We start from the raw sequence: 25,628 nt of genomic DNA, 5'->3' as shown, positions 1-25,628 counted from the left end.
ATTTTTTGGATATATTTACTCTACCCATTGTTAGGACGTGTATGCTCATGGGCCGGGCTTGCGTACAATTGGAGTAGCAAAACTGTGGCAATTTCGTTCAAGGGTCTTCTTAGTTGACACATGTTTAACACATATTCGAGAAGATACAATTCAACTCATTTTGTGAATCATGAATTCTGAATCACCACTAATCCATCCATAGAATAGTATATGTAGAAATGCTTATTATGATTGGATAAGGTGAAGACTATGGAAATATTAGTTACCGGCGGGGCCGGATTTATCGGCAGCAATTTTGTAATATACATGCTGCAGCAGCACCCGGATTACCAGATCGTGAACGTGGATGCGTTGACGTATGCGGGGAATTTGGAGAATTTGAAGTCGGTGGAGGGCAATCCGAATTATACGTTTGCCAAAGCGGACATTACGGATGTAGAGGCGATGGACACACTGTTCAGCCAGGGAGTCGATATCGTAGTCAACTTCGCGGCGGAATCACATGTGGACCGGAGCATTCTGGAGCCGGATGTGTTTGTGAAGACAAATGTGCTCGGCACACAGGTGCTGTTGGATGCAGCAAAGAAATATAGTGTGACCAAATTTGTTCAAGTGTCTACAGATGAGGTGTATGGAACGTTAGGAACCACGGGACTCTTTACTGAAGAAACTCCACTTACTCCAAACAGTCCTTATTCCGCCAGCAAAGCGGGCGGAGATTTGCTTGTGCGTGCCTACCACGAAACCTTTGGATTGCCGGTTAATATCACCCGCTGTTCTAACAACTACGGGCCATACCAATTTCCGGAGAAGCTGATCCCGCTCATGATTTCCCGTGCGCTTGCTGATCAGGCACTGCCGGTTTATGGCGATGGAATGAATATCCGCGACTGGTTGTATGTAGAAGATCACTGCAGTGCAATTGATCTGGTTATTCATGAAGGGGTAAACGGTGAGGTCTATAATATTGGCGGCAATAATGAGCGCACAAATGTGCATATAGTGAATACTGTGCTGCAGGAACTGGGCAAACCGGATTCTCTGATTACTTACGTGCAGGATCGTCCCGGACATGACCGCCGCTATGGCATCGACCCAACCAAGATTACCAACGAGTTGGGCTGGAAGCCAAAGCATACATTTGAAACCGGCATTAAAGAAACCATTCAATGGTATTTGAATAATAAAGAGTGGTGGACCCGTATTCAATCCGGTGAATACCAGAAATATGCCGAACTTCAGTATGGCAGCCGTTTGGGGGATTCGCTGTAATGTCGAAGATGAAGGTATTGGTTACGGGTTCCGCTGGACAGTTGGGGCAGGACCTTGTACTTTTGTTGCAGCAGCAAGGACATGAGGTTCTAGGCTGTGACCGTCAGGAGATGGATATTACAGATCTCGATCAATGTACTGAGGTTATCAGCGGGTTCAGTCCGGATGCTGTCATTCATTGTGCCGCCCATACGGCGGTGGATATTGCGGAAACTGATGTGGATGCCGCCTATTTAATTAATGCCACTGGAAGCCGCAATGTAGCACTGGCTGCGGAGAAATCCGGAGCCAAGCTGGTATACATTAGTACGGATTATGTTTTTGATGGCATGGGAACTCAGCCTTATCATGAATATGATAATACGGATCCGCAAAGTATTTATGGCAAGTCAAAGCGGGCAGGAGAAATCCTGGTGCAGTCTTTGTCCTCGAAATTTTTCATCGTACGTACATCATGGGTGTATGGCAAATATGGCAACAACTTTGTGAAAACGATGCTGAAGCTGGGACAGGAGAAGCCGCTGCTGCAGGTAGTAGACGACCAGCAAGGTTCACCTACCTACACCGTAGATTTGGCCCGTTTCCTGCTTGAGCTGATTCAAACGGAGAGATACGGAATTTATCATGCCTCTAACAGTGAGTCTTGCACCTGGTATGAGTTTACACAGGCAATTTTCGCGGAGGCAGAAGATATTCTGAGTCTGAAATTCACAGCAAAGCTAGAGCCATGTGCTACAGAACAGTTTCCACGCCCGGCACCACGTCCGCGCAATTCGGTAATGGAGCATTTAGCCATCCGCACGAACGGGTTTGCAGATATCCGGCCTTGGCGGGCCGGACTGAGGGACTTTTTGCTGGAACTGAAATAGATAAGCGCAAACTAAGCTCCTGAACCGTTATCGACGGTCGGGAGCTTTTTGCTGCTGTAACGACTGTTCACATAAACATGTTTTATAGTGCTAAAATTATGCCTTTTATTTCACTTTGTTCCTCCTTTAAGGATACCATCATTCCAGGTAACATAGCCGCAACCTGTTGTTTTCGTTATAATAATGTGTAATAGCTTCAGAACCATAATGAATTCAAGAATCCGAGGATATTTATGAATAACAAAACAGTCAGTGTACATATTGTTACCTTTAACAGTGCGGATGATATTATTGATTGTCTGACGGCAGTACTCGCCCAGGATTATCCGGTGAAGCAGATTGTGGTGGTGGATAATGCCTCAACAGACGGATGCGTGGAAAGAGTGAGGGGGTTTTATCAAAAGATCGAAGAGACGGGGGTTCCTTCTCTTGTTCTCATAGAAAATAAGATTAATACTGGCTTCGCCCCCGCTCATAACCAGGCCCTGGCGGCAACAGATACAGATTATGTACTTGTGCTTAACCCGGATCTGACGCTTGAAAATAGTTATATTTCCAGGCTTATCTTGCAGATGGAGTCAAATCCGCGTATTGGCAGTGCTACTGGCAAGCTTTTGCTCAAAGCTGATCACTCCCTTGTGGACAGCACAGGTCTGCGGATGAATAGAGCCCGGCGTGCCTTTGACCGCGGTGCAGGAGATCCCTCCACAGACTGGCTGGAATCTGGTTTCGTATTTGGCGTATCTGGGGCCGCAGCGATGTATTCACGCCGGATGATTGAAGATGTCAGCATTGAGGGGGAGTTCTTTGATGCGGATTTCTTCGCCTATAAGGAGGATGTGGACGTGGCATGGCGGGCTGGGCTGTTCGGCTGGTTGGCTTACTTTGAAGCAGAAGCCATAGGCTACCACGAACGTGGCTGGAAACCTTCCGGCCGGGACAGCAAACCGGTGTTCATTAGGCGGATTTCGTATATTAACCGCTACAAGATGATCTACAAGAACGAGCCTGCCGGCACGCTGCTTCTCACTTTGCTGTATTCACTGCCGTATGAGCTTGCCGCACACGGTTATACACTGCTTAAGGAACGCCAATTGCTAAAGGCCTGGTCTGCTTTTTTCCAACAACGGAGACATCTTAAACAGAAACGGCGATATATACAAAATAAAGCATCCAGGAAACCGGACGCGTAAGGTAATTTACTGGCACGGGAAATCTGTAAATACCTCCCTAATTAGGCTCCGCCTATCAGGGAGGTTTTTATGTTATAATAGTTGTCGGTAGATTACTATATTAGTCAGGAGCGTAGTGAAGTGAATATAGATGTCAGTATATTAATCTTAAATTACAACACATGTGGCCTGACGATGGACTGTATTAGGTCGGTATATGATTCGGTAACTAATTATTCCTATGAGATCATTTTAATAGATAATAATTCCCGTGATCATTCTGTCGAGTCGATCAGCAAGGAATTCCCGGATGTGCTGCTGATTGCCAACTCTGAGAATGTTGGTTTCGCCCGGGGTAATAATCAGGGGATGGAGGCGGCCTCCGGACGTTATGTGCTGCTGCTTAATTCCGACACGGTAGTGCGGAAGGATACGCTGGAGACGATGGTTTCCTTTATGGACAGCCGGCCGGATCTTGGCGCTTCGGGCTGCAAGGTGATTTTGCCGGATGGATCGCTGGACAAGGCCTGCAAGCGAGGATTTCCGACACCCTCGGCATCCTTTTATTATGCTTTTGGTTTCAGCAAGCTGTTTCCCGGCCGGCCCAGATTCAACGGCTACCAGCTAGGTTATTTGGATCCAGATCTGGATTACCCGGTAGACTGTCTAGTCGGGGCTTTTATGCTGGTTCGGCGGGCGACGATCGAGCAGGTCGGCGGCCTGGACGAAGAGTTCTTTATGTATGGTGAGGATTTGGATTGGTGCTTCCGGATTAAAGAAGCCGGGTGGGGGATTTATTACTATCCGAAGACCTCCATCGTGCATCTAAAAGGCGGCAGCGCGCGGCGCAGACCATTTAAAATTGTCTATGAGTTTCACAGAGCAATGATTTTATTTCATCGCAAGCATTTTAGCAAGAGGTACAACAGTATGATTAATGGAGCGGTATATGCCGGAGTCGGGGTAAAGTTCACCCTTTCGCTTGCCCGCAATATGTTAAAGTCTTCACGCGTGGTTTCTTCACCGGCGCAGAGCCTTGCGGATTCCGGAGAAGCAGGTTCACGCAATGAAACGAATGCTGAGGTGAGATTATGATTCGCCGTAATCAGAGGTTTTTAACACAACTCTATATGGTTGCCGACTTCCTGATTATCCAAATCTCCTTTCTGGCGGCCTGGTGGCTGAAGTTCAAGAGTGGCTGGCTGGAATCCTATAATACGCTTCCGGTTGAATCCTATGCCTATTGGAGCCTTATTTATGGTGTGATTTCTGTATTTATAGGGATTGTGCTTTCCCTGTATTTGCCGAAGCGTAAGAAACGTTTTGTCGATGAATTCCTCAAAATATTTCAGGTGCACATCATGGCAGTCTTTATCCTGCTTGGCCTGATGTTCTTCCTGAAGGAAATCGACGTTTCCCGTCAGTATCTGGCCATATATATGGGTTTTAATATTCTCTCGATCATGCTTTACCGTTATGTGCTGAAGACGATGCTGAAATCACTCCGTGAAAAAGGCTTTAACCGTCAATTCGTGCTGATTATCGGTGCAGGCTCGCTCGGCAAACGATTCTACAACAATTTGGTGCAGTATCCGGAGCTGGGATATGAGACCATTGGTTTTCTTGATGATTATCAGGAATGGGACGGGATAGAGGAACGGCGCTTTAAGCCAATACTCGGCAAGGTGGATGAACTGGCTGGAATACTGGAGCTGCTGCCGGTAGACGAGGTGATTCTGGCGCTTCCGCTTGATGCCCACTCTAAGTATCCCGCCATTATTGCTGCCTGCGAAAAGGCTGGAGTACGGACGCTGATTATTCCAGATTTCTTCGACTACCTGCCGGCCCGTCCTTATTTTGATAATTTTGCCGGAATGCCAATGATTAATGTCCGTGATATTCCTTTAGATATGACCGGGAATAAGCTGGCCAAGCGGCTGTTTGATATTATTTTTTCGCTGTTCGCCATTTTTGTAATGTCGCCTGTAATGCTCATAGTAGCCCTCGGTGTTCGCCTGACTTCTCCGGGCCCGGTCATCTTCAAGCAGGAGCGTGTAGGACTTAACCGGCATAATTTCATGATGTATAAGTTCCGCTCGATGAAAATGCAGCAGGACGGCGAAGAAGATACAGGCTGGAGTACACGGGAGGATCCGCGGCGCACCCGCTTTGGGAGTTTTATCCGCAAGACCAGTCTGGATGAGCTGCCGCAATTTTTTAATGTGCTGCTGGGGCATATGAGTGTGGTAGGGCCCCGCCCGGAACGGCCGTTCTACGTGCAGCAGTTCCGTGGAGAGATCCCCAAGTATATGGTGAAGCATCATGTGCGTCCAGGTATTACTGGATGGGCACAGAGTAATGGTCTGCGTGGGGACACCTCGATTGAAGAACGGATTAAGCATGATATTTTCTATATTGAAAATTGGTCATTGCTGTTTGATATTCGGATTATTGTCAAAACGATTCGCAACGGATTTAAAAATGCCTATTAATTTCACATAGAAACGGTTGCTATCCTTACCCAAGGCCACAGCCGTTTTTTGTTTTTATACTCCAACTTTTGCAAAGGAAACCTACTATAATGGATAAAAAAAAGAGTACTGCATCAGTCATCATGGTTATAGCAATAGTACTTTTGCTTGTGATTACGCTGACACCGGAAGATAAAGAGCCGGCCGCCGGCTTTGCAGCCCACCGGATTGTTGCCCATGCAATGGGTGGCATCAACGGGCATGCCTATACCAACGCTGTTGAAGGTTTTATCGCCAATTATGAGCAGGGAACACGTATATTTGAAGCCGATCTGCTGTTCACCGGGGATCAGAAACTAGTGGCCCGTCATGAGTGGTCAAGGGATATGACTAAGCAGTTAGGACAGAAGGAGGTGCTTCCTGCAGACAAGGAAGGGGAAGTACTGGATTATGCCGAATTTATGGACAGTCCGATTCTGGGCCTATACTCGCCGGCTGATATTGAGAAGATCATGGATTTGATGATGGCTTATCCGGATGCCTATATCGTAACCGATACGAAGGAGGTTGAAGCGGAACTGGTCACACAGCAGTTTGAAGTGATTGTCGAGGCAGCTGAGCGTAGGGATCCATCGCTGCTGAAGCGGATTGTCCCGCAGATTTACAGTCGTGAGATGTTGGATATGATCCGTAAGGTGCATGTCTTTCCCGAAGTCATTTATACGTTATATCAATCGGAGGACAGTGATGAAGTGGTGACTCAATTCGTCAAGGAAACCGGGGCGAACATCACCATGCCTGACGACAGGGCTACCAAGAGCTTTGTGCAAAAACTGAAAAGGGCCGGTGCCCGCGTCTATGTGCATACGATTAATGATGAGAAAGAAATCGTCCAGCTGTCCCGTCTGGGTGTGGACGGGTTCTATACTGATTTCGTTTCTGAAGATGACATGGAGAGGCTCGGAGGCCTGGGGCGAAACTAGCAGCCGGCAGAGGTGATAATGAGCAATCATTGTTCGTTGAACGATGCACATAAAGCTTATTTTCTACCAGAAAGATAAGACTGATCTATAGCATACAACAATGAATTCTTATATTATAAAAAGGCGAAAAAATGTTCGCATTTTTTCGCTCTTTAAATTGACACTCCCCTTAGCGCTGGCATAGACTAGAGTTACGGCTTTTTGCGGTAGCGGAGTGTATTTGGCTTGCTAGATGAATGATGGAGATGGACGATTGATGAATATGATGCGGCAACTGATAGAGCCTTGGCGGCATGTTTTTAAGCTCGATCCGGACCGTGAGCTCGGAGACCTTGAGCTGGAGGCCATTTGCCTGTCCGGAACCGATGCGATTTTGGTTGGAGGCTCCACCGGTGTGACTTATGAGAATACTATTGATCTGCTGAACCGGCTGCGGCGTTATGAGCTGCCTTGCGCACTGGAGATTTCGGATCTGGAGGCAGTCGTTCCCGGTTTTGATTTGTATATGATTCCTATGGTGCTTAATACACCAGACACGGCCTGGATTATTGGCCAACACCGCAAAGCCATTCAACGTTACGGAAGCCTGATTCCATGGGAACTGCTGCTGGCCGAAGGATATATTGTCCTGAATGGCGATTCTTCCGTAGCACGCCTTACGGGTGCAGACCATTCGCTTAGCGCCGAGGGGGCTGCGGCTTATGCCCAGATTGCGGACAAGCTGATGCAGCTTCCGGTTGTGTATCTTGAATACAGCGGCATGTTCGGTGATATGAAGACGGTTCGTTTGGTAAGAGAGATGGTGGAGAACAGCCAGCTGTTTTACGGGGGCGGTATTACCGGCGAGGCAGAGGCTAAGCAGGTTGCAGCCCTCTGCGACACCGTAGTAGTCGGGAACATTATTTACCAGGATATACAGCAAGCACTGCTCACCGTGCAGGCGGTAAAGAAGACCCCGCAGATGCTTTGGGAGTAGCAAGTTGAGATAGCGCTGCTCTTGACATTCTAAGCTTAAACTGAGAAAGGAGCATGTCACACATGCAACTTGTTAACATACAGGAAGCCGTAAGCCGGCTTAATCCTCCACAGCGCCAGGCTGTAGAAGCTACTGAAGGTCCCTTGCTGATTATGGCCGGCGCGGGCAGCGGCAAGACCCGGGTGCTTACCCACCGCATTGCCTGGTTGATTGCGAACCGCAAGGCTCCGCCGTGGGCAATTCTGGCGATTACCTTTACAAACAAGGCGGCCCGGGAGATGCAGGACCGTGTCTCCAAGCTGGTTGGACCAGAAGGACGGGATATATGGGTATCCACGTTTCACTCGATGTGTGTACGGATTCTGCGCAAGGATATTGAACGGATTGGCTTTACCTCCAATTTCTCAATTCTCGATTCTACAGACCAGTTGTCCGTCATCCGCAACTGTATGAAAGACCTGAATATCGATACGAAGAAATTTGAGCCAAAGGCTGTCCAGGCCGTCATCAGCACAAACAAAAATGAGCTGATTACTCCGGCGCAATACGAGCAGAAGATTGGCGATTATTTTGAAGGTCTTGTTGCTAAAGTGTACACCAAGTACCAGCACCGGCTGAGAAGCAACAACTCGCTGGATTTTGACGATTTAATTATGAAGACTATCCAATTGTTCAAGGAAGTGCCTGAGGTACTTGATTTCTACCAGAAGAAATTCAAATACATTCATGTGGATGAGTATCAGGATACGAACCGTGCGCAGTACATGCTTTGCCGCATGCTGGCGGAAAGCCATCACCGGATTTGCGTAGTTGGTGACAGCGATCAGTCGATTTACCGCTGGCGCGGAGCAGACATTTCGAATATTCTTAATTTCGAAGAAGATTATCCGGAAGCGAAGACGATTCTGCTGGAGCAGAATTACCGTTCGACCTCCAATATACTAAATGCAGCCAACGGCGTAATTGCGCTGAACTCCGGACGTAAACCGAAGAAGCTGTGGACGGATTCAGAGGAAGGTCCGAAGATCAAAGTGTTCCGGGGCGACTCCGAGCATGATGAAGGTTATTTTGTCACCGGAGAGATCAGTAAGAGTGCCAAGCAGGGCCAGGCTTACCAGAATCATGCCATCCTGTACCGCACGAATGCACAGTCTCGCGTAATAGAAGAAATTTTGATCAAATCAGACATTCCTTATCAGATCGTCGGCGGGATCAAGTTCTATGACCGTAAGGAAATCAAGGATCTGCTGGCGTACCTGCGCCTGCTCTCCAATCCGGATGATGACATCAGTCTGACGCGTATTATCAATGTGCCAAAGCGGGGGCTGGGTGATACCACTGTGGGCAAGCTGGCTGTAGCAGCAGCAGAACGTGGGGTATCCATCTTCCGCGTGCTGCAGACGGTGGACGATCTGGGCTTTGCCGGACGGACGCGCAATACGCTGGTGGAGTTCTATGATATGATCGAAGCGCTGCACCGGATGGTCGAATTCCTCTCGGTAACGGAGCTGACGGAGAAGATTCTGGAGCTCTCGCAATACCGGCTGGAGCTGCAGAATGAGAATACGCTAGAATCCCGCTCACGGCTGGAGAACATCGATGAGTTCCTGTCCGTGACGATGGAATTCGAGAAGAATAACGAAGACAAGTCACTGGTCTCCTTCCTCACAGATCTGGCACTGATCGCTGACATCGACAGTGTGAATGACGATGAGGAGGAACGCGACGATGCTGTAGTGCTGATGACCATGCACAGCGCGAAGGGGCTGGAATTCCCGACCGTATTTATTATCGGGATGGAAGAGGGCGTATTCCCGCACAGCCGCGCCTTTCAGGACAATGATGAACTGGAAGAAGAACGGCGGCTGGCGTATGTAGGCATTACGCGTGCGGAGAAGCAGCTGTTCCTCAGCTGTGCCCGCAGCCGCACGCTGTTCGGACGGACGACGGCCAATCCGCCGTCCCGCTTCCTGGAGGAGATTCCGGAGGAGCTTAAGGAAGATACCGGCTCTGCTTCGGACCGCTTCCGGCGCGGAGGCGCGGAGGTTGGCGGTGCCTATGGCGGCCGTGGCTTCACCGGCGGCGCCCGGGGGAACTTCGGCAGCCGCGGAGGCGCTGCCGGGAATGCGCCAGCAGGCGGCGTGACCGCCGGCTTTGGCGGCAGCACAGCGTCAGCGGCCGGAGCAGGCCGCGTGACCGTAACCTCCGGAAGCGGTGCGCAGCGCGCATCGGAAGCGGGGGCCGCGGTGCCAGGCGAGTATAAAGCCGGCGACAAGGTAGCCCACGGCAAATGGGGCACCGGCACCATTGTGTCCGTGAAAGGCAGCGGTAACGACACGGAGCTGCAGATTGCTTTTCCGGCACCGGTCGGTGTGAAACGGCTGCTTGCGGGTTTTGCTCCGATTACCAAAGTCGAATAATCCGGGGACGGTTAACGAATGCATTTTTAGAATATAAAGATAAAGTAGAAGTATCATTCACATGCTTTACATTATCCTTATGACGGAGGGATACGCCCGGATGGACGTTATGCATACGATGGAAGAGCTTGTGGCTGAGCTGAATCAATACAATTACCATTATTACACGCTGGATGCACCGCAGGTCAGCGACAAGGAATATGATGTGCTTTACGATAAGCTGGTGGCCCTGGAAGCGGAGAGCGGCATTGTGCTGCCGGATTCTCCTACCCAGCGTGTGGGAGGGGAGCTGCTGAAAGGCTTTACCCCGCATCGTCACCTTGCTCCACTATGGAGTTTGGACAAAGCGCAGAATATTGAGCAGCTGCGGAGCTGGAATGCCCGTGTGCTGCGTCTCGTGAACGACTACAACACGAAGAATCCGGATACACCTCTGCCCGAGCCTTGTTATGCCGTCGAACTGAAATTCGACGGCCTGACCCTGAACCTGACCTACCGTGACGGTGTGTTAGTGCAGGCGGCGACAAGAGGAAATGGAGTGACGGGTGAAGGCATACTGGCTCAGGTGAAGACGATCAAGTCCGTTCCATTGACGATTCCGTTCAAGGAAGGTCTTATCGAAGTGCAGGGCGAGGGGATTATGAACCTCTCGGTGCTGGCCGACTACAATACAAGGGCTGCCGAACCGCTGAAGAATGCACGCAATGGCGCCGCCGGAGCACTGCGCAACCTTAATCCTAAGACTACGGCGAACCGCAGGCTAAATGCTTTCTTTTATAACGTGGGTTATGCTGAAGGGGTGCAGTTTGCCGATCATCAGGAGATGATGAATTTCCTGCGGACCAACCAGTTTAAGGTGAATCCGTACCTCACCTACTTTGCTAACTTTGACGAGGTTACAGAACAGCTGGCGGAGATTGAAGAGAGCCGTTCCGGTCTGGACTATCTGATTGACGGTGCGGTAATTAAGGTTACCGATTTCCGTATCCGCGAAGCGCTGGGTTATACCGATAAATTCCCGCGCTGGGCGGTTGCCTACAAGTTCGAAGCTGAAGAAACGACGACGATATTGGAGTCAGTCAGCTGGAACGTAGGCCGCACAGGCAAAGTCACACCTCTGGCCCGTGTGGAGGCGGTAGAACTGGCTGGAGTTACTGTCCAGAACTGCACGCTGAACAACGTCGGAGATATCGAACGCAAGAATCTTAAGCATGCGCTGGGCACACGGGTGTTTATCCGCCGCTCCAATGATGTCATTCCAGAGATACTCGGCAAGGTGACGGAAGAAAGCGACGGCGGGGAAATTGTATTCCCCGAGAATTGTCCGTCATGTGGCTTCCCGCTCGAAATGCGCGGGGCGCATCTCTTCTGCAACAACAAGCTGGATTGCAAGCCGCAGATTATCGGACGGATCACCCATTTCGCTTCCCGTGATGCGATGGACATTGAGACCTTCAGCGACAAGACGGCCGGTCAGCTGCACGAAGAGTTGAATGTGCGGGAGCCTGCCGATTTATATGAACTGAATTTTGAACAGCTGGTCAAGCTTGATCGCTTCGGTGAGAAGAAAGCAGACAATCTGCTGAAGGCGCTGGAAGAGAGTAAAGGACGTGATCTAGCCTCGTTCCTCTTTGCCCTAGGCATTCCGAACACCGGCAAAGCAACCACACGGATGCTGGCCGATCATTACCGCAGTCTGGAGGCTGTAATGTCCGCTACAGCTGAGGATTTATCTGAATTGCCGGATATCGGCGGGATTGTGGCAGAAAGCATCGTGAGCTTCTTCGCTGATCCTTTTGTGGTTACGGGCATTAACCGCATGCTGGCTTTGGGTGTAGAAGCTAAGGCGCCTGAAGCTCCGCGGCCGGTGAGTACCGATTCCTTCTTCAGCGGCAAGACCGTAGTGTTAACCGGCTCGCTGCAGAAGCTTACCCGTGAGGAAGCTGCAGAACGTCTCGAGGCGCTTGGCGCCAAAGTATCGGGCAGTGTCTCCAAGAAAACCGATCTGGTCATTGCCGGTGAAAAAGCGGGCAGCAAGCTGGCCAAAGCACAGCAATTGGGCATTCAGGTCATTGAGGATGAGGAAGAATTGATCCGGCTGCTGGAGATTTAGACCGTTATACAGCATAATACTGAATAGCAATGTACAGCAAGATACCAAGCCCTGTGATCATTTCGCTTCCTGCGAAAGGTCACAGGGCTTTTTTTGTGAAAGGTAAGTATGTATAAATCAATGGGTACATCTGATACAGCAGGATCATTCCTGTCGAGAAGATGCTTTTCTTTACAGTTGAGATGGAAAGAGAATGTAGTAAGGAGTGGGGATTTTAATCCTGAGAAGGGATAGTCTCTATGTTAAAATGAATGAATATTTATATATTTATTCACATGCACCTGGTTGTAGCTGCAGATTTATCAATTGCCTTGATGGAAGCATATACGCATCATTGTAACGGTCCATGAAAGGAGGACTAAAAATGAACAAAGCCATTACGGCCCAGTCTGTTCACTATGGGATGGGTACAGAGATGATCCACAAAGTTTTTGGCGATCATGGGGAAGAAGCACTCAGAGCTGTCGAGTATGAAGCTGCAAGGCTTGAGAACCTGCTAAGCCGCTTTATACCCGATAGCGAGATAAGCAGGGTCAACAGGTCAGCAGGTATGAAGTGTGAGAAGTTGAGTCCGGATACCTATGAGGTGCTGTCGCTTGCTGCTGAGTTCTAAATTATAGTGATGTGGATTCCAAAGAAGTGGAGCAGCACAAGCTATCTGCGGCAGAGGAGACACTAAAACAAATCAACCATGACATTGAGCAAAGAATAATAGGAGAATTGAGGATAGATAAATGTATGTTTCCGTGGCTGTTAACCGGTATTATAAATCCTATATTTACTAAAAAAGCCATTGATCCAGTCAAATTTCAGGCAGATGATAGTTGTATCGGCTGTGGTACCTGTGAGCAAGTCTTTAACTGCAATAACATTCAAGTTTCTGAAAAACCACAGTGGGGGCAAAATTGTACACAATGTTTAGCGTGTATTCATTATTGCCCCGTCAAAGCCTATCAATATGGCCAAAAAACCGAAAACAAAGGAAGATATACAAATCCCCATATAACCATTGCTGAATTTATAAATGAAAGATGATTGTACAGAAAACGTTACTAGCCCTCATCTTGGTGACAAGGTGTGGGTTCTTTTGTGTCCCGTTGATATATGAACAGTTGATAATTTAATACAACCCCTGACTACATTTGACAATTGGTTAACCTTTCGAAGGTAAGATTGGTTAAGAACTTTATATCAAGGAAGGGGTTTATAATGAAAAAGCTGATGAAGAGTGTGGTAATTGGAGGATTGGCAGCAGCAGTAGTCTCAGGAGCTACACTGGCCGGAGCGGCACAAAGTGCTAAAACTTCTGGGGGAGCTGCAAAAGCCCAGTCCAAAAATCTTATCGTACTAATTGGTGACGGCATGGGTCCGGCCCAAATTTCTGCCGCAAGATATTTTCAGCAATACACCAAGGGAGTCAGCCATCTAAATCTTGATCCCTACTACGTGGGACAAGCGACTACATATGCAGACCGTGGAGAGGACGGCGGGAAAATCGTTTCGGGGATCGTTACAGATTCCGCCTCAGCCGGTACTGCATTTGCTACAGGCCACAAAACATACAACGCAGGCATCAGCGTTTCCAATGAAGATGTATCCAAACCGTTTGCCTCCATTATTGAGGCTGCGGAAACGAGCGGCAAGGCAACAGGACTTGTTACCACAGCCCGGATTACTCACGCGACGCCAGCTGTCTACGCCTCCCATGTCCGCAGCCGTGATAATGAATCAGCGATTGCCTCGCAATACCTGGAGAGCGGCGTAGATGTTCTGATGGGCGGGGGCAAGCAGTTTTTTGTAACCAAAGATGAAAAGGGCAAACGGACGGATAAGAACATCCTCCCTGATTTTAAAGCCAAAGGTTACACTGTAGTTGAAAATAAAACAGCCTTAAATGCGCTTACCTCCAAAAGCAGCAAGGTGCTGGGCCTGTTCGGCAGTTCCCATGTGGCTTATGTTCCGGACCGTACAGCGGAAATTCCAAGCCTGGCGACAATGACCTCCAAAGCGCTGAATATTTTATCAGCGGATAAAGAAGGTTTTGTCATGATGATTGAAGGCGGACGGATTGACCATGCCGGTCATGCCAACGATCTGCCGACACTTGTCCAGGAGGCACTCGACTTCGATGCCGCGGTCAAAACGGCGATTGATTTCGCGAAGAAAAACGGCAACACCTCCGTTGTGGTCACAGCCGACCATGAAACGGGCGGACTGTCCCTCTCCCGCGACAACATTTACGAAATTAATATCGACCTGTGGGATAAGCAAAAACATTCCTCGGAAAGCCTGGCTGCCGCTCTGGAAGCAGCACAGACACCTGAAGAAATCCGCAGCATCGTAACAGCCAATACATGGATTACCGATCTTACAGACGAAGAGGTTGCGCAAATTATGGAAGGCGACGGGTCTTCGTATAAACGTGAAGGAGCCTACAATGCAGTGGTTTCCAAACGTCTGCTCGTGGGCTGGTCAGGCCATGGCCATTCCGCAGTAGATGTGGGTGTCTGGGCTTATGGTCCGATTGCGGAGCAGGTGAAGGGGCAGGTGGACAACACCGAGATCGCAAAGGCGGGTGCCAGCATACTGGGCCTTGATTTGAACAAACGTTCCGCAGAGCTGCAATCCCAATACGTTTATCCGAAGTTCAAAATCAGCCGCGACAACAAAGTGCTTTATCCTGCTGAAGCTTTGATCAAGGCGCTGGGAGGAACTTACAAAGGGGATGCTGCCGCTGCGAAGCTGACATTGCAGAAAAACGTAATTGATGTGAATCTGACAGACAAAACCGCTAAGCTGAACGGCAAGGCTGCTTCTTATATCGTTGATATTGATAACGGTGTATTGTACCTGCCGCTTAGTGCATTCAGCCAGCTGAAGGGTACAACCTTGACTTGGGATGCTTTGTCCGAACGTATTAAATTGAGATAGGAGTGGCTCTGTTGCTCCAAATTCACGATTTGAAAAAGCAATTTCGTGTAGACGGTAGAAATGTGCCGATACTGGATATTTCCGAATGGAGTGTTGAAAAAGGAGAGAACGTAGCGATTACCGGACCCAGCGGGTCCGGTAAAAGCACTCTTCTGCATCTGGTCAGCGGAATTCTGCTGGCCGACAGCGGCGGGATTGTCGTGGACGGCAAGCCGCTCCGCGAGCTCACAGAGGCGAAACGTGATGCTTTCCGGGCTTCCAATATCGGGTATGTGCTGCAGGATTTCCATCTGATCCCCTCTTTGACGGCAAGGCAGAATGTGGAGATTGCTATGACCGCAAAGCTTCCGCTTAAGGAGAAAAGAAGGGTAGTCGACGATTGGCTGGATCAGGTAGGTCTGGCAGACCGTGGCCGGCATCTTCCCTCCCAGCTTTCCCGCGGGCAGCAGCAGAGGGTAGCGATTGTGCGGGCGCTGGTGAATGAGCCGCCGCTTGTGCTGGCGGATGAGCCCACCGGCAGTCTGGACTGGGAAACGGCAGATGAAATCGCCTCGCTTTTACTGGATCTCAGCGTCGCTCATGGACGTACCTTAATTGTTGTAACGCATGATCTCAATATGGCGAACCGTTTTCCCCGCTGTCTGAACATTCAGGAGATTAACCGGATACGCCGGGAATCAGCGCCCAAACTCCAGAGCAGCCCGGAGAAACGGAAGAGGGAATTGTATGAGTCTCTTTAGATTAACACTGCGTAATTTGCTGCACCGGCGGTTTCTGTCGTTGTTGACGGTATGTGCGGTCGCAGTTACGGTTGCTTTTATCGTCCTGCTATCCTTGTCCCGGCAAAGCGTTGAGCAAGGCGCCAAAAAAGGGTATGGCCCCTTCGATCTCGTAATTGGCGCAGCCGGCAGTGAAACCCAGCTTGTGCTGAATACCTTTTATCATATCGGTGCTCCGACAGGCAATATCCCGCTTGCTGTTCTGGATCAAGTGGAGCAGGATCAGGACGTGGATAAGGCCTTTGCAATGACAACGGGAGATAACTATAAAGGCTTTCCGATCGTCGGCATGGACTCCGGATATTTTGTTACCCGTTACGGCGACCGTAACCTTCAGGACGGGAATTTATATGCGCACACCGGTGAGACCATTATTGGGTCGTATGTGGCGGAATCTCTGGGTCTGCACATTGGGGATACATTTACGGGTGCACATGGGCTTGTTCAGGGAGACAGCCATGAAACTGCTGAGGCGGAACACACGGAGGAGCATGAGGAAGATCATGAGGAAGACCATGCTGCCGAGGCCGCCGGAAATTCGCCGGACGAAGCACATAGCGAAGAACATGGCGAAGAACACGCACATGAAAGCTTCCAGTATACCGTTGTGGGCATTCTTCCGCCCCTTCATACCCCAGATGACCGCGCAGTATTTACGACTGTTGATTATGCCTGGGCCGTACATGGCTTGCCTCCTGAGGAGCGGGAGATTACAGCCGTGTTGGTTAAACCGGCAAGTCTGCTGGGGGCCCATGATTTGAAAGAGGTGCTGGATGGCAGTAATGGAGTTCAGGCTGCCTATACAAGCCAGGCGGTTTCCGACGTGCTGAACGCTGTTGATCAGGGTGCACAGCTGCTGAGTGTGCTCACGGCATTATGCGTAATTCTGGCAGCGATAGCGATCCTGCTGTCCTTGATCGCCGCAGTAGGTGAACGTACCAAGGATGTGGGGCTATTGCGTCTTCTTGGCAAATCCAGAGCCTATGTATGGTTGACCTTAACGAGCGAAGGTCTGCTGGTGACAGCTACCGGACTTATCGCCGGACTGCTGCTGGGTCATCTTGGCGCTTACCTGCTGAAGGATGCACTGTTCGCCCAAGCTGGCATTCAAATTGAACCTTATCAGTGGACACCTGATCATTGGCTTATTGCTGCAGGGGCGCTTTCCATTGGTCTGCTGTCTTCGCTGGGGCCTGCATTCCGGATGTACCGGATGCATCCTCTTGCTTTGTTCAAATCCTAGGAGGTACATTCACTTGATAACATTAAAGGGTAGGTTGATCCTGATGACGGCTGCTGTTACAAGCATGCTGCTGCTTCAAGCATGCGGCCAGAACAGTGCAGCTGATGGCGGTGGAGAATCCTTTGCTGCTGCAGTGGAGGCGGACAGTCCGGTAGTAGAGGATGTGGCACAATCACCCGAAGCTACAGAAGTACCCATAGTTCCAAAAGAATCACCGTCAGCTTCGCCAACCGTGAAGCGCTCTCCAGAAGCCGCCAAGGCCACAGCTGGACCTTCACCGGAACCTGAACTGGCTGCGGCGCCATCCATCGCACCTGTATCGGATACAGGTAAAGGGGGAGAGGCCAAAGATGCTACGGCTAAATCTCACGCACCAAATACATCCAAGCCTTCCGCTCCAGCAGCAGTCATTCAGGATACATCGAAGAAGACTGTAGGCTCCAGCAAGAGTAATAGCAAGAGCCCGGCATCTCCAGCACCTGAAACGAAGTCAAAGGCTAAAACAGGGGAAGCAGATAAGAGCGATGGAAAGAGCGGTGCTGTATCTCCGTCTCCACAAGCCAGCTCCCTCCCTGAGGCCAGCCCTGCCCCAACCGCAGTGGCCCATTTGAAGACTTCTTCTACAGGCCACACTGCCATTGATTGGAACGGCTTCTTCGACGGCAGCGACCAGACCCGCCCCTCGGAGCAGTTTTGGGACCTCAGCGGCAGCGAGGTTACGATTAAGGGCTTTATGGGCGAAGTCCTCTCCTTTGAGAAGAACTGGTTCCTGCTGATTCCAGAGCCCGGGGCGGAGTGTCCCTTTGACAATGGGGATGAAACCTACTGGAACAAGATTATGATTGTCTTTGTGCCTGAAGGCAGCAAGCTCCGGCATACCTCCGGCCCACTGCAAATTACCGGACGTCTGGACGTGGGCATCAAGATTGACGAGTCGGGCTACAAAACGATGTTCCGGCTTTATGATGCCTCCTTCAAGAGCATTTAAAGAACCTAATAAAATGAAATAACACCAGCCTTTGTATACCTTATGGGGATACGGGGCTTTTTTTGGGTTTATAGATTGGATAATTTCTAATATATTAGAAGGTAGATTACCACTTATGGAATGGAAAGGATGCCTACCTGTGAGACAAGAAACAATATTGCTAGTGGACGATGAGCGGGAGATCGTTAACCTGATGGATATTTATTTCTGCAACGAGGGTTATCGGCTGCTCAAAGCCTTTGACGGACAGGAAGCGCTGGAATATTTAAAAGAGGAGAAGGTAGACCTCATTATTATGGACGTGATGATGCCCAAGATGGACGGAATAGAAGCCTGCATGAAAATCCGTGAAGAGCAAAATATGCCGATCATCATGCTGTCCGCCAAAAATTCGGATATGGATAAAATTCTTGGACTCAGTATAGGCGCCGACGATTATGTCGGAAAGCCGTTTAATCCGCTGGAGCTTGTGGCCCGGGCCAAATCACAGCTGCGCCGCTATCATAAATTCAACAAGGATACCCAACCAAGGATGAATGACAATGAGCTGATCTTCGAGGATCTGGTCATCGACATATTGAAACACGAGGTTTGTGTGGATGGGCGTAAGGTAAGGCTGACCCCCCGTGAATTTTCCATTTTGGAGCTGCTGGCGAGATATCAGGGTCAGGTGCTCAGCATGGAGCAGATTTACAGGAATATCTGGAATGAGCCTTTTCTGGACGGAGGCAGCACGGTAATGGTACATATCCGCAATATCCGCGAGAAAATTGAGCTGGATCCGAAGCAGCCCCGTTATGTGCAAACTGTATGGGGGATCGGGTATAAATTGGACGGGCCATCCTGAGAACTTGAGGTGATAATACTGTGAATGCAAAATATATAAGTACTATACGCTGGAAATTCATTTGGGCGTTTATTCTCAGCATGTTGTCAGGAGCCATCCTGTTATTGGGAGGTTACCGGCTGGTAAATTCTCTGCTTCACATGAATACGAGTTCACCGTCGGCACCCTATTCCCTGGTTTTGAAATGGATTATTAACCATATTGGCTCAGTGCCGGTAATGACAGCCGTAGGCATTATCAGCTTTTTGGTGTTCTTTTTTTTGTACACGCGAAAAGTAGTATCCTATCTCGAAGAGATCACACAGGGGATTCAGCAAATCACCAAACTGGGAGAGTCACACCGGATTGAAGTGCGGACCAGTGATGAGCTAGGTGTACTGGCAGAGAATATTAATATTATGTCCGAACGGCTGCAGCAGTCCCTGCTTGAAGAGCGTAAGGCGATCCAGGCCAAAAATGAGCTGATTACCGGGGTCTCTCATGATTTGCGTACTCCGCTGACTTCGGTTTTGGGTTATCTGGATTTTATTGAGCAGGACCGCTGCCGGGAAGAGACAGAGGTACGCTATTATGTAGGTATTGCTTATCAGAAAGCACTGGTGCTGCGTAAGCTGATTGATGATCTGTTCGAATATACCCGTGTCAACAGTGGAGGACTGCCGCTTGCAGCAGAACAGCTGGACCTCAAGGCGTTCATTCGGCAGCTGGCGGAAGAGGCGGTTCCAGAGCTAGCCCGGGCAGGCATGGCCTATGAGCTGGTAGACCATACAGAATCCTTATGGATTCAGGGAGCGCCTTACGAGTTGCTGCGAGCTTATGAAAATTTGATTACCAATGCCATCCGTTACGGGCGTGAAGGGAAAAAACTGGAGATCGTACTCACCCGGGAAGGGGATGAAGCGGTCGTGCGGATCAGTAATTTTGGAGAAATGATTGCCGAAAGCGACCTTCCGCATATTTTTGAACGATTCTACCGGGCTGAACGCTCCCGTTCCCGGCATACCGGAGGTTCGGGGCTGGGACTTGCTATAGCCAAAGGGATTGTGGAGCGCCACCATGGAGAAATTACAGCCCAAAGCGATGTGAACCGTACCGACTTTATCACCCGCTTCCCGTTATCTCCACAGGAGTCTTTAGAGAATCTTTAGAACTTGTGCGGGAGGTTCTTAAGAACTTGCCGGTATTCTATGTGTCATGGAGTAGTAAATGCACAGATACCGGGAGGGATAAACTTGAGAAGACTAAATACGGTACGAACCGGATATTTGTATGTTATTGGAGGAAGCTTGCTGCTCAGCGGTGGTGTTCTTATGGTGCTACAGGCGGTGGTTTCCTTTCTATATTCGCAGCATAGCGCAGATTCCGGCGCTTTTACAGTCCGCTTATTGCATTGGATGATCAATCATATCGGCAGGTTGCCTTTGGCTGTAATTCTTTTTACCGCTCTTTCCGGCAGTTTTTTTCTGCTGCGTTCGCAAAAATTATCCGATGATTTCAAGGCGCTGCTGCGGGCATCGGATGAGCTTGCGGCGAATGGCTTCTTTAAGGAACTGGAGGTATCCACCGGAGGAGAGCTGGGCAGGCTGGCTGCTAATCTGCGGAAGCTGAACAAAGGCCAGCAAACAAAACTCACCGGTACGGCAGAGATTGAATCGGCAGCTGCAGAAGAAGCGGGATGGGGCAGCGAAGAGAGTATGGCCCTCATATTAAGGATGAAGACGCTGCTGCGCTTGCTGGATGAGCTGAAGGCTGCAGAAGGAGAGGCCGTTCAGGTGGATGCGGTGAGACGTGAAGCGGCGGGCTTGGAGCGGTTCCTTGTGGACCTGATTGCAAAATGTTGAGCAGGGGCAATGCTGGCACCCGGCTCACCCGCCGAAAGCTGCTGCGTGTTTTTTATACCGGATTTGATCTTGCGGTAATTGGCGTGTTACTGCTGCTGGCAATGCTGTTTTATGTCCGTGTATATGGAGAGGCTGTGGTAAGCCGTCAGGCCGGGAAGCTGGTTTTAGATCAATCAAGCGTCATTACCGATTCAGAGGGGAATGTGCTGCGCCGGATTCCGCTGCCGGAATCGGGATATCGGACGATGGCTCAGCTCGAAGAGATGCCGGCGCTGCTGATCGACACCTTTTTGGCAGTCGAGGACCGCAGGTTCTACAGCCATCAGGGGCTGGACTATACGGGAATCCTGCGCGCCGCCATAAACAATACCGTGAACTTCAGAGTAACAGAGGGAGGCAGCAGCATCACCCAGCAGTTAGCCCGCAATCTCTATCTAAACAGAGATAAAAATATGCTGCGTAAGCTGAACGAGGCCTCCATTGCTACAGCTTTGGAGAAAAGGTTGTCAAAGCAGGATATTTTGCAGCTTTATTTGAACCAAATCTATATGGGCCGGGGGCAGTATGGAATAAAGGCGGCTGCAGAGTACTATTTCGGTGTAAGTGATCTCAAAAAGCTGGAGATTTCGCAAATCGCTGATTTAGCGGCTATCCCGAAAGGTCCTTCCATCTATAATCCTGCGGAGAACAACGCGGTTTCCGAGGGGAGGAGGGAGCTTGTTCTGGGAATCATGCAGCAGCGGGGGCTGATCAGCCCACAGCAAATGGCAGCTGCGCGCAATCAAAAGTACCAGCCTCTGGAAGAAGTTAAGACTGAGGTTGCAGGTGCTTCCTATATTGACGCTGTGCTGAAAGAAGCCTCCCGGCTTACGGGTAAGTCGAGGGAAGAGCTGCAAACAGGCGGTTACAGGATCAAGACAGGAATGAATACAGGCATCCAGAAGACACTGGAGCAAGCATTTCGTAACGCAGATGCCTTTCCTCCCGATGGGAAAAACCAGCAGGTCGAGGCGGCCATGGTGATACTCAATCATCACACCGGGGAGATTGCTGCCATGATGGGAGGGCGCAATCCCCAAACGGGCAGCCTTAATCGGGCGATTATTGATGCGCGCCAGCCTGGTTCCGCCTTTAAGCCGATTATTGATTACGGGCCTGCGCTGGAAAGCGGCAACTTTACTCCATCGAGTATAGTTCCCGACCGTAAGCAGTCTTACGGGAGTTACAGCCCGGGTAATCTGAATGGCGTATACCGTGGTCAAGTTAGCTTGAACCAGGCGCTTCAGCAATCCATCAATGCTCCGGCCGTATGGCTGCTGAAGCAGGTGGGAATCTCCAGCGCCCGTCAATTTGCCGGAAAGCTGGGGTTAGAACTGCCGCAGGAGGATAATAATCTGTCCATTGCGCTCGGCGGGCTCCACAATGGGATATCTCCTCTGAAAATGGCCCAGGCCTACAGTGTGTTTGCGAGCGGGGGGACGTTTAATGAAGCACATACCATTAGCAGCATAACCAATGCGCACGGGCGGGTTCTATACAAGCATGTCTCCAGCCAGCGTCAAGTGATCTCGGCGCGAACTGCGGAAAGCATGACGTTCATGCTCCGCAATGCAGTAAATCAGGGAACCGGGAAAAAAGCGCGGATGAACATACCGGTTGCCGGCAAGACCGGAACGACTCAGGCAGCGCTTCCCGGTGTCGACAGCAAGGCTAATCGGGATCTTTGGTTTGTCGGCTACACACCGGATTGGACAGCCGCTGTATGGATGGGTTTTGACCGTACCGATAAGGATAACTATATGACTGCGGGCAGCGGGATGGCGGCCGCTTTATTCTCCGCAGTGATGAACAAAGCAATAGCTGTTCGGAATTGAAAGAGCGCTGGCCGCAGTTATACACGATTTGCTCCAGGCAGCCAGGCGTCTTTGTCGTACCCACGCTGTTCCCAATAGCCGACATGGTCCTCATTAATGAGTTCAATCCGGTTAAGCCACTTTACCGATTTATAGGCATACATTTGCGGAGTGACCAAACGTACAGGCCCGCCCAGCTGATTCGGAATTGGCTTGCCGTCATGCATGACGGCAACCATAACATCCTCCATTCGCGCCTGTGCGAGTGTCAGGGAGTCCGTATAGACGCCGTCGCCGGAATACAGCTTGACCATCACCGCCTGGCTTTTTACTCCGGCAAGATCAAGCAGCTTGGAGAGGGGCAGACCCTCCCAGGTATTCTTGTACACAGACCAGCCAGTGACGCAGTGGAAATCACTGACCTGCACCTCGCGCTGCAGCTTGACGAATTCCTCCCAGTTCCAGGTGAACTTCTTATCCACCAGCCCGTCAATCGTAAATGACCAATCCGAATTATCGAATGCTGGAATATCGGTTACAGTATACACGCGGAAGTTCCCATCGGCCCCTCCCCCGATTGGTGGTGCTGAATCTGCCAGCGGAATAGGGTCGGGAATTAGTGTGTTGGCATTGTTTGCTGCATAATCCGCGGTGCCGGGCAACTGAAAAGATTTGCCGATCCAGCGGACAAAGGTCGGTCCGAGCGTTACCGCAAGTCCGGCACCCACAGCGGCTTTAATGAAACCGCGGCGGGTATACATCGGCTGCTGGACGTGGGCTGCTCCCGGCTGTTTCTGCTCATCATTAGAAGCAGATGCTCCATTAGCTGACGTTACCGGTTCTGGTACAATAGAGCGTTTCTTCGGTTCTTTGAGCCATTTGACTCTGGTAATAGAGTGGTAGATAATAACCGGAAGTCCAACCCAAGTCAGAAGATCGTGTATAAATAGTGCGGTATTGGCCGCTTTTGGCCCGGCAAGCCTGAATTGCCAGAGTACGACACCCGACACAATCCACCCGGTCAATAGGACCAGCACAAAAATCACATTAGCCTTTTGCCCATTTTTCCCCTTGAGCCTTTTCCAGTGTTTTGCAGCAAGCAGTAAATAATAAATGACCGGAATCAGCAGCACCAGTCCAAACGCGATATGTGCCCATTTCAGCCACACCCTGCCCTCACCCAGAAGCTCCCGCCAGAAACCGCCGACCAGCAATAATCCGCTGAGTGCCAGAAACAGAACCAGCCAGGCATTCCACATATGAATGGAGACAAGCTTCTTCCCGTATCCTTTACGAATGTTCGTGAGTGCTTTCTTCAATTGCCATTCCTCCTCAGCCTTCCGCGCTATGACAATTAGTTCAACTTTTAATTAATTGTACCCTAAAAAAGGGCGGTTGGATAATTCTGCTGGCTGTTAAGAGTTTATATATTCTGCTGTGAAAAAAGCCCACCCTACTCTAATAGAGTAGGATGGACCCTTATGGACCTATATAGATATAGAAGAGAGACGAAGCGCTGAAATCATGCTGCTTATTCAGCGGCCCATTTCTCCAGCGTCTTATCATTGGGTAACAGCAGAGCAAGCAGGCCAAGCAGGGGGAGGAAGCCGCAAGCTATGAACACAGTCACAATTCCGATCCGGTCGATCAGGTCGCCGATAACTACCGAGCCGATCCCGCCGAGCCCAAAAGCCAGTCCAGTAATCAGTCCCGAGACGGTTCCGATATTGCCCGGATAAAGCATTTGTGCATAAATGACTGTTACTGAGAAGCTGGACAGCAGGACAAAACCGGAGATGATTAGCAGAACAGCGGCCCAGAAATGGTTTACAAAAGGCAGCGCCAGCGCAAAAGGCACCGTACTCACCATAGAGATCAGTATGAGATTACGCCGTCCGAAACGGTCGGCTAGCGGGCCACCGAAGAAGGTGCCGACTGCGCCGGCCGCCAAATACATAAAGATGTATATCTGAGCGTCATCGAGCTTCATTCCGTATTTATCCATTAAGTAGAAGGCATAATAGCCGCCGATGGAGGCGCTGTACCAGGAGCGTACAAACACGATAAAGACCAGGATCACGGTTGCGGTCAGAATGCTTTTGCTGCGGGCAGGGTCAAGCGTGCGTCCAGTCGATTTTTTGCGGAACGTATAGCCTGAATTTAGCATTTCTTGGTACCATTTGGCCACATAGGTCTGTACGGCAATTCCGGCGGCAGCGATGACGGTGAACCCAAGTGCACCCATCTGCCCAAAGGGAATGAATACCCATTTCATCAAAAGAGGACCCAAGGATTGTCCGGCGTTGCCTCCCACTTGGAAGATGGATTGCGACAATCCCTTGCGCTGACCTGCAGCCATATGAGCCACACGCATGCCCTCCGGGTGGAACGCAGCCGAACCGAAGCCGACAAGCATAACAGAGAAGATGACCAATACGTAATTTCCGGCAAAAGCGAGCAGGAACACTCCGGCGAACGTGCAGCACATCCCCAGAGGGAGCAGGATCGGTCGGGGTTTACGGTCAGCAGCATAGCCGATTATCGGCTGAATCACCGAAGAAGTGATGTTCAGGGCGAAGGATATCCATCCGACCTGTGCATAGGAGAGCAGCATATTTTCCTTTAAGATAGGAAACATCGCCGGGATAAGCGCCTGAATGGAATCATTGAATAAATGCACAAAGCTTACGGCGAGTAAAATCCGGTAAATAGTATCCTGCTGCAGATTGCGTTGTTCCCGGTCTTTTGCAACTAAAGAGGGAGCAGCGGGTATAGAATTCTTATTCATCTGAGCTCCTTTCAAACGGGTTAATGGGTGAGCATATATATGGAAATCCGATAAATCCTATTTTAGCCACAATCGAAGCGTT

General features: G+C 50.0%; 21 protein-coding genes. 19 read left to right on the top strand and 2 right to left on the bottom strand.

Translation table 11 applies throughout. The features are described 5' to 3' along the window. Positions 1-249: 249 nt before the first annotated feature. The 19 genes from rfbB (at position 250) to NST99_RS30530 (ending at position 22,779) form a co-directional block, all read left to right on the top strand. Entirely contained in the window at positions 250-1,272 is a 1,023-nt protein-coding gene (rfbB, locus tag NST99_RS30620; RefSeq protein ID WP_341096671.1) for a dTDP-glucose 4,6-dehydratase, read from the top strand. 8 nt (positions 1,273-1,280) lie between these two features. After that, the gene (rfbD, locus tag NST99_RS30615) at positions 1,281-2,141 is read left to right on the top strand and encodes a dTDP-4-dehydrorhamnose reductase (RefSeq protein ID WP_341097799.1); all 861 of its coding nucleotides are present in this window, start codon (positions 1,281-1,283) and stop codon (positions 2,139-2,141) included. Between the two features lie 233 nt (positions 2,142-2,374). Beyond that, the gene (locus NST99_RS30610; protein WP_341096669.1) at positions 2,375-3,334 is read left to right on the top strand and encodes a glycosyltransferase family 2 protein; all 960 of its coding nucleotides are present in this window, start codon (positions 2,375-2,377) and stop codon (positions 3,332-3,334) included. A gap of 126 nt (positions 3,335-3,460) precedes the next feature. Then, the gene (locus NST99_RS30605) at positions 3,461-4,408 is read left to right on the top strand and encodes a glycosyltransferase family 2 protein (protein ID WP_341097798.1); all 948 of its coding nucleotides are present in this window, start codon (positions 3,461-3,463) and stop codon (positions 4,406-4,408) included. Beyond that, the gene (locus NST99_RS30600; RefSeq protein ID WP_341096667.1) at positions 4,405-5,805 is read left to right on the top strand and encodes an undecaprenyl-phosphate glucose phosphotransferase; all 1,401 of its coding nucleotides are present in this window, start codon (positions 4,405-4,407) and stop codon (positions 5,803-5,805) included. The genes NST99_RS30605 and NST99_RS30600 overlap by 4 nt, the downstream gene beginning before the upstream one ends. An 89-nt stretch (positions 5,806-5,894) precedes the next feature. After that, positions 5,895-6,767: a phosphatidylinositol-specific phospholipase C/glycerophosphodiester phosphodiesterase family protein gene (locus NST99_RS30595; RefSeq protein WP_341096665.1), complete on the top strand. Its 873-nt coding sequence runs from the start codon at positions 5,895-5,897 to the stop codon at positions 6,765-6,767. A 265-nt stretch (positions 6,768-7,032) separates the two neighbouring features. Further along, positions 7,033-7,743, top strand: coding sequence for a heptaprenylglyceryl phosphate synthase (locus NST99_RS30590; protein WP_341097797.1), 711 nt, complete (start codon positions 7,033-7,035; stop codon positions 7,741-7,743). A gap of 62 nt (positions 7,744-7,805) precedes the next feature. Then, entirely contained in the window at positions 7,806-10,163 is a 2,358-nt protein-coding gene (gene pcrA / locus NST99_RS30585; protein ID WP_341096662.1) for a DNA helicase PcrA, read from the top strand. A gap of 100 nt (positions 10,164-10,263) precedes the next feature. Further along, positions 10,264-12,276 carry an NAD-dependent DNA ligase LigA gene (ligA, locus tag NST99_RS30580; protein WP_341097796.1) on the top strand — a complete coding sequence of 671 codons (2,013 nt, stop codon included), beginning with the start codon at positions 10,264-10,266 and terminating at the stop codon, positions 12,274-12,276. Between the two features lie 364 nt (positions 12,277-12,640). Then, on the top strand, positions 12,641-12,889 hold the full coding sequence (locus NST99_RS30575; protein ID WP_341096660.1) for an FAD:protein FMN transferase: 249 nt from the start codon (positions 12,641-12,643) through the stop codon (positions 12,887-12,889). An 11-nt stretch (positions 12,890-12,900) separates the two neighbouring features. After that, on the top strand, positions 12,901-13,311 hold the full coding sequence (locus tag NST99_RS30570; protein WP_341096658.1) for an EFR1 family ferrodoxin: 411 nt from the start codon (positions 12,901-12,903) through the stop codon (positions 13,309-13,311). Between the two features lie 174 nt (positions 13,312-13,485). Further along, entirely contained in the window at positions 13,486-15,207 is a 1,722-nt protein-coding gene (locus tag NST99_RS30565) for an alkaline phosphatase (protein WP_341096656.1), read from the top strand. Between the two features lie 29 nt (positions 15,208-15,236). Continuing rightward, positions 15,237-15,947, top strand: a complete 711-nt coding sequence (locus NST99_RS30560) for an ABC transporter ATP-binding protein (RefSeq protein WP_341096654.1) — start codon at positions 15,237-15,239, stop codon at positions 15,945-15,947. Continuing rightward, entirely contained in the window at positions 15,934-17,229 is a 1,296-nt protein-coding gene (locus NST99_RS30555; RefSeq protein WP_341096652.1) for an ABC transporter permease, read from the top strand. The genes NST99_RS30560 and NST99_RS30555 overlap by 14 nt, the downstream gene beginning before the upstream one ends. Positions 17,230-17,242: 13 nt before the next feature. Further along, on the top strand, positions 17,243-18,217 hold the full coding sequence (locus NST99_RS30550; protein ID WP_341096650.1) for a hypothetical protein: 975 nt from the start codon (positions 17,243-17,245) through the stop codon (positions 18,215-18,217). Positions 18,218-18,410: 193 nt separating this feature from the next. Then, positions 18,411-19,064: a response regulator transcription factor gene (locus NST99_RS30545; RefSeq protein ID WP_445745052.1), complete on the top strand. Its 654-nt coding sequence runs from the start codon at positions 18,411-18,413 to the stop codon at positions 19,062-19,064. Positions 19,065-19,084: 20 nt separating this feature from the next. Further along, the gene (locus tag NST99_RS30540; protein WP_341096647.1) at positions 19,085-20,212 is read left to right on the top strand and encodes a sensor histidine kinase; all 1,128 of its coding nucleotides are present in this window, start codon (positions 19,085-19,087) and stop codon (positions 20,210-20,212) included. Positions 20,213-20,296: 84 nt separating this feature from the next. Further along, positions 20,297-20,905 (top strand): hypothetical protein, encoded by a 609-nt coding sequence (locus NST99_RS30535; RefSeq protein WP_341096645.1) that lies wholly within the window; start codon positions 20,297-20,299, stop codon positions 20,903-20,905. After that, positions 20,899-22,779, top strand: coding sequence for a transglycosylase domain-containing protein (locus tag NST99_RS30530; protein WP_341096643.1), 1,881 nt, complete (start codon positions 20,899-20,901; stop codon positions 22,777-22,779). Before NST99_RS30535 ends, NST99_RS30530 begins: the two co-directional genes overlap by 7 nt. 17 nt (positions 22,780-22,796) lie before the next feature. Here the strand turns inward: NST99_RS30530 and NST99_RS30525 are convergent, their stop codons facing one another. After that, a complete protein-coding gene (locus NST99_RS30525) occupies positions 22,797-24,077 on the bottom strand; it encodes a molybdopterin-dependent oxidoreductase (protein WP_341096642.1) in 1,281 nt (426 codons plus the stop codon). Positions 24,078-24,289: 212 nt separating this feature from the next. After that, positions 24,290-25,546, bottom strand: coding sequence for an MFS transporter (locus NST99_RS30520; protein ID WP_341096640.1), 1,257 nt, complete (start codon positions 25,544-25,546; stop codon positions 24,290-24,292). Between the last annotated feature and the right edge of the window lie 82 nt (positions 25,547-25,628).

The organism is Paenibacillus sp. FSL L8-0470 (assembly GCF_038008625.1).
Classification (GTDB): domain Bacteria; phylum Bacillota; class Bacilli; order Paenibacillales; family Paenibacillaceae; genus Paenibacillus_AQ.
This window is presented reverse-complemented; position numbering and strand designations above follow the sequence as displayed.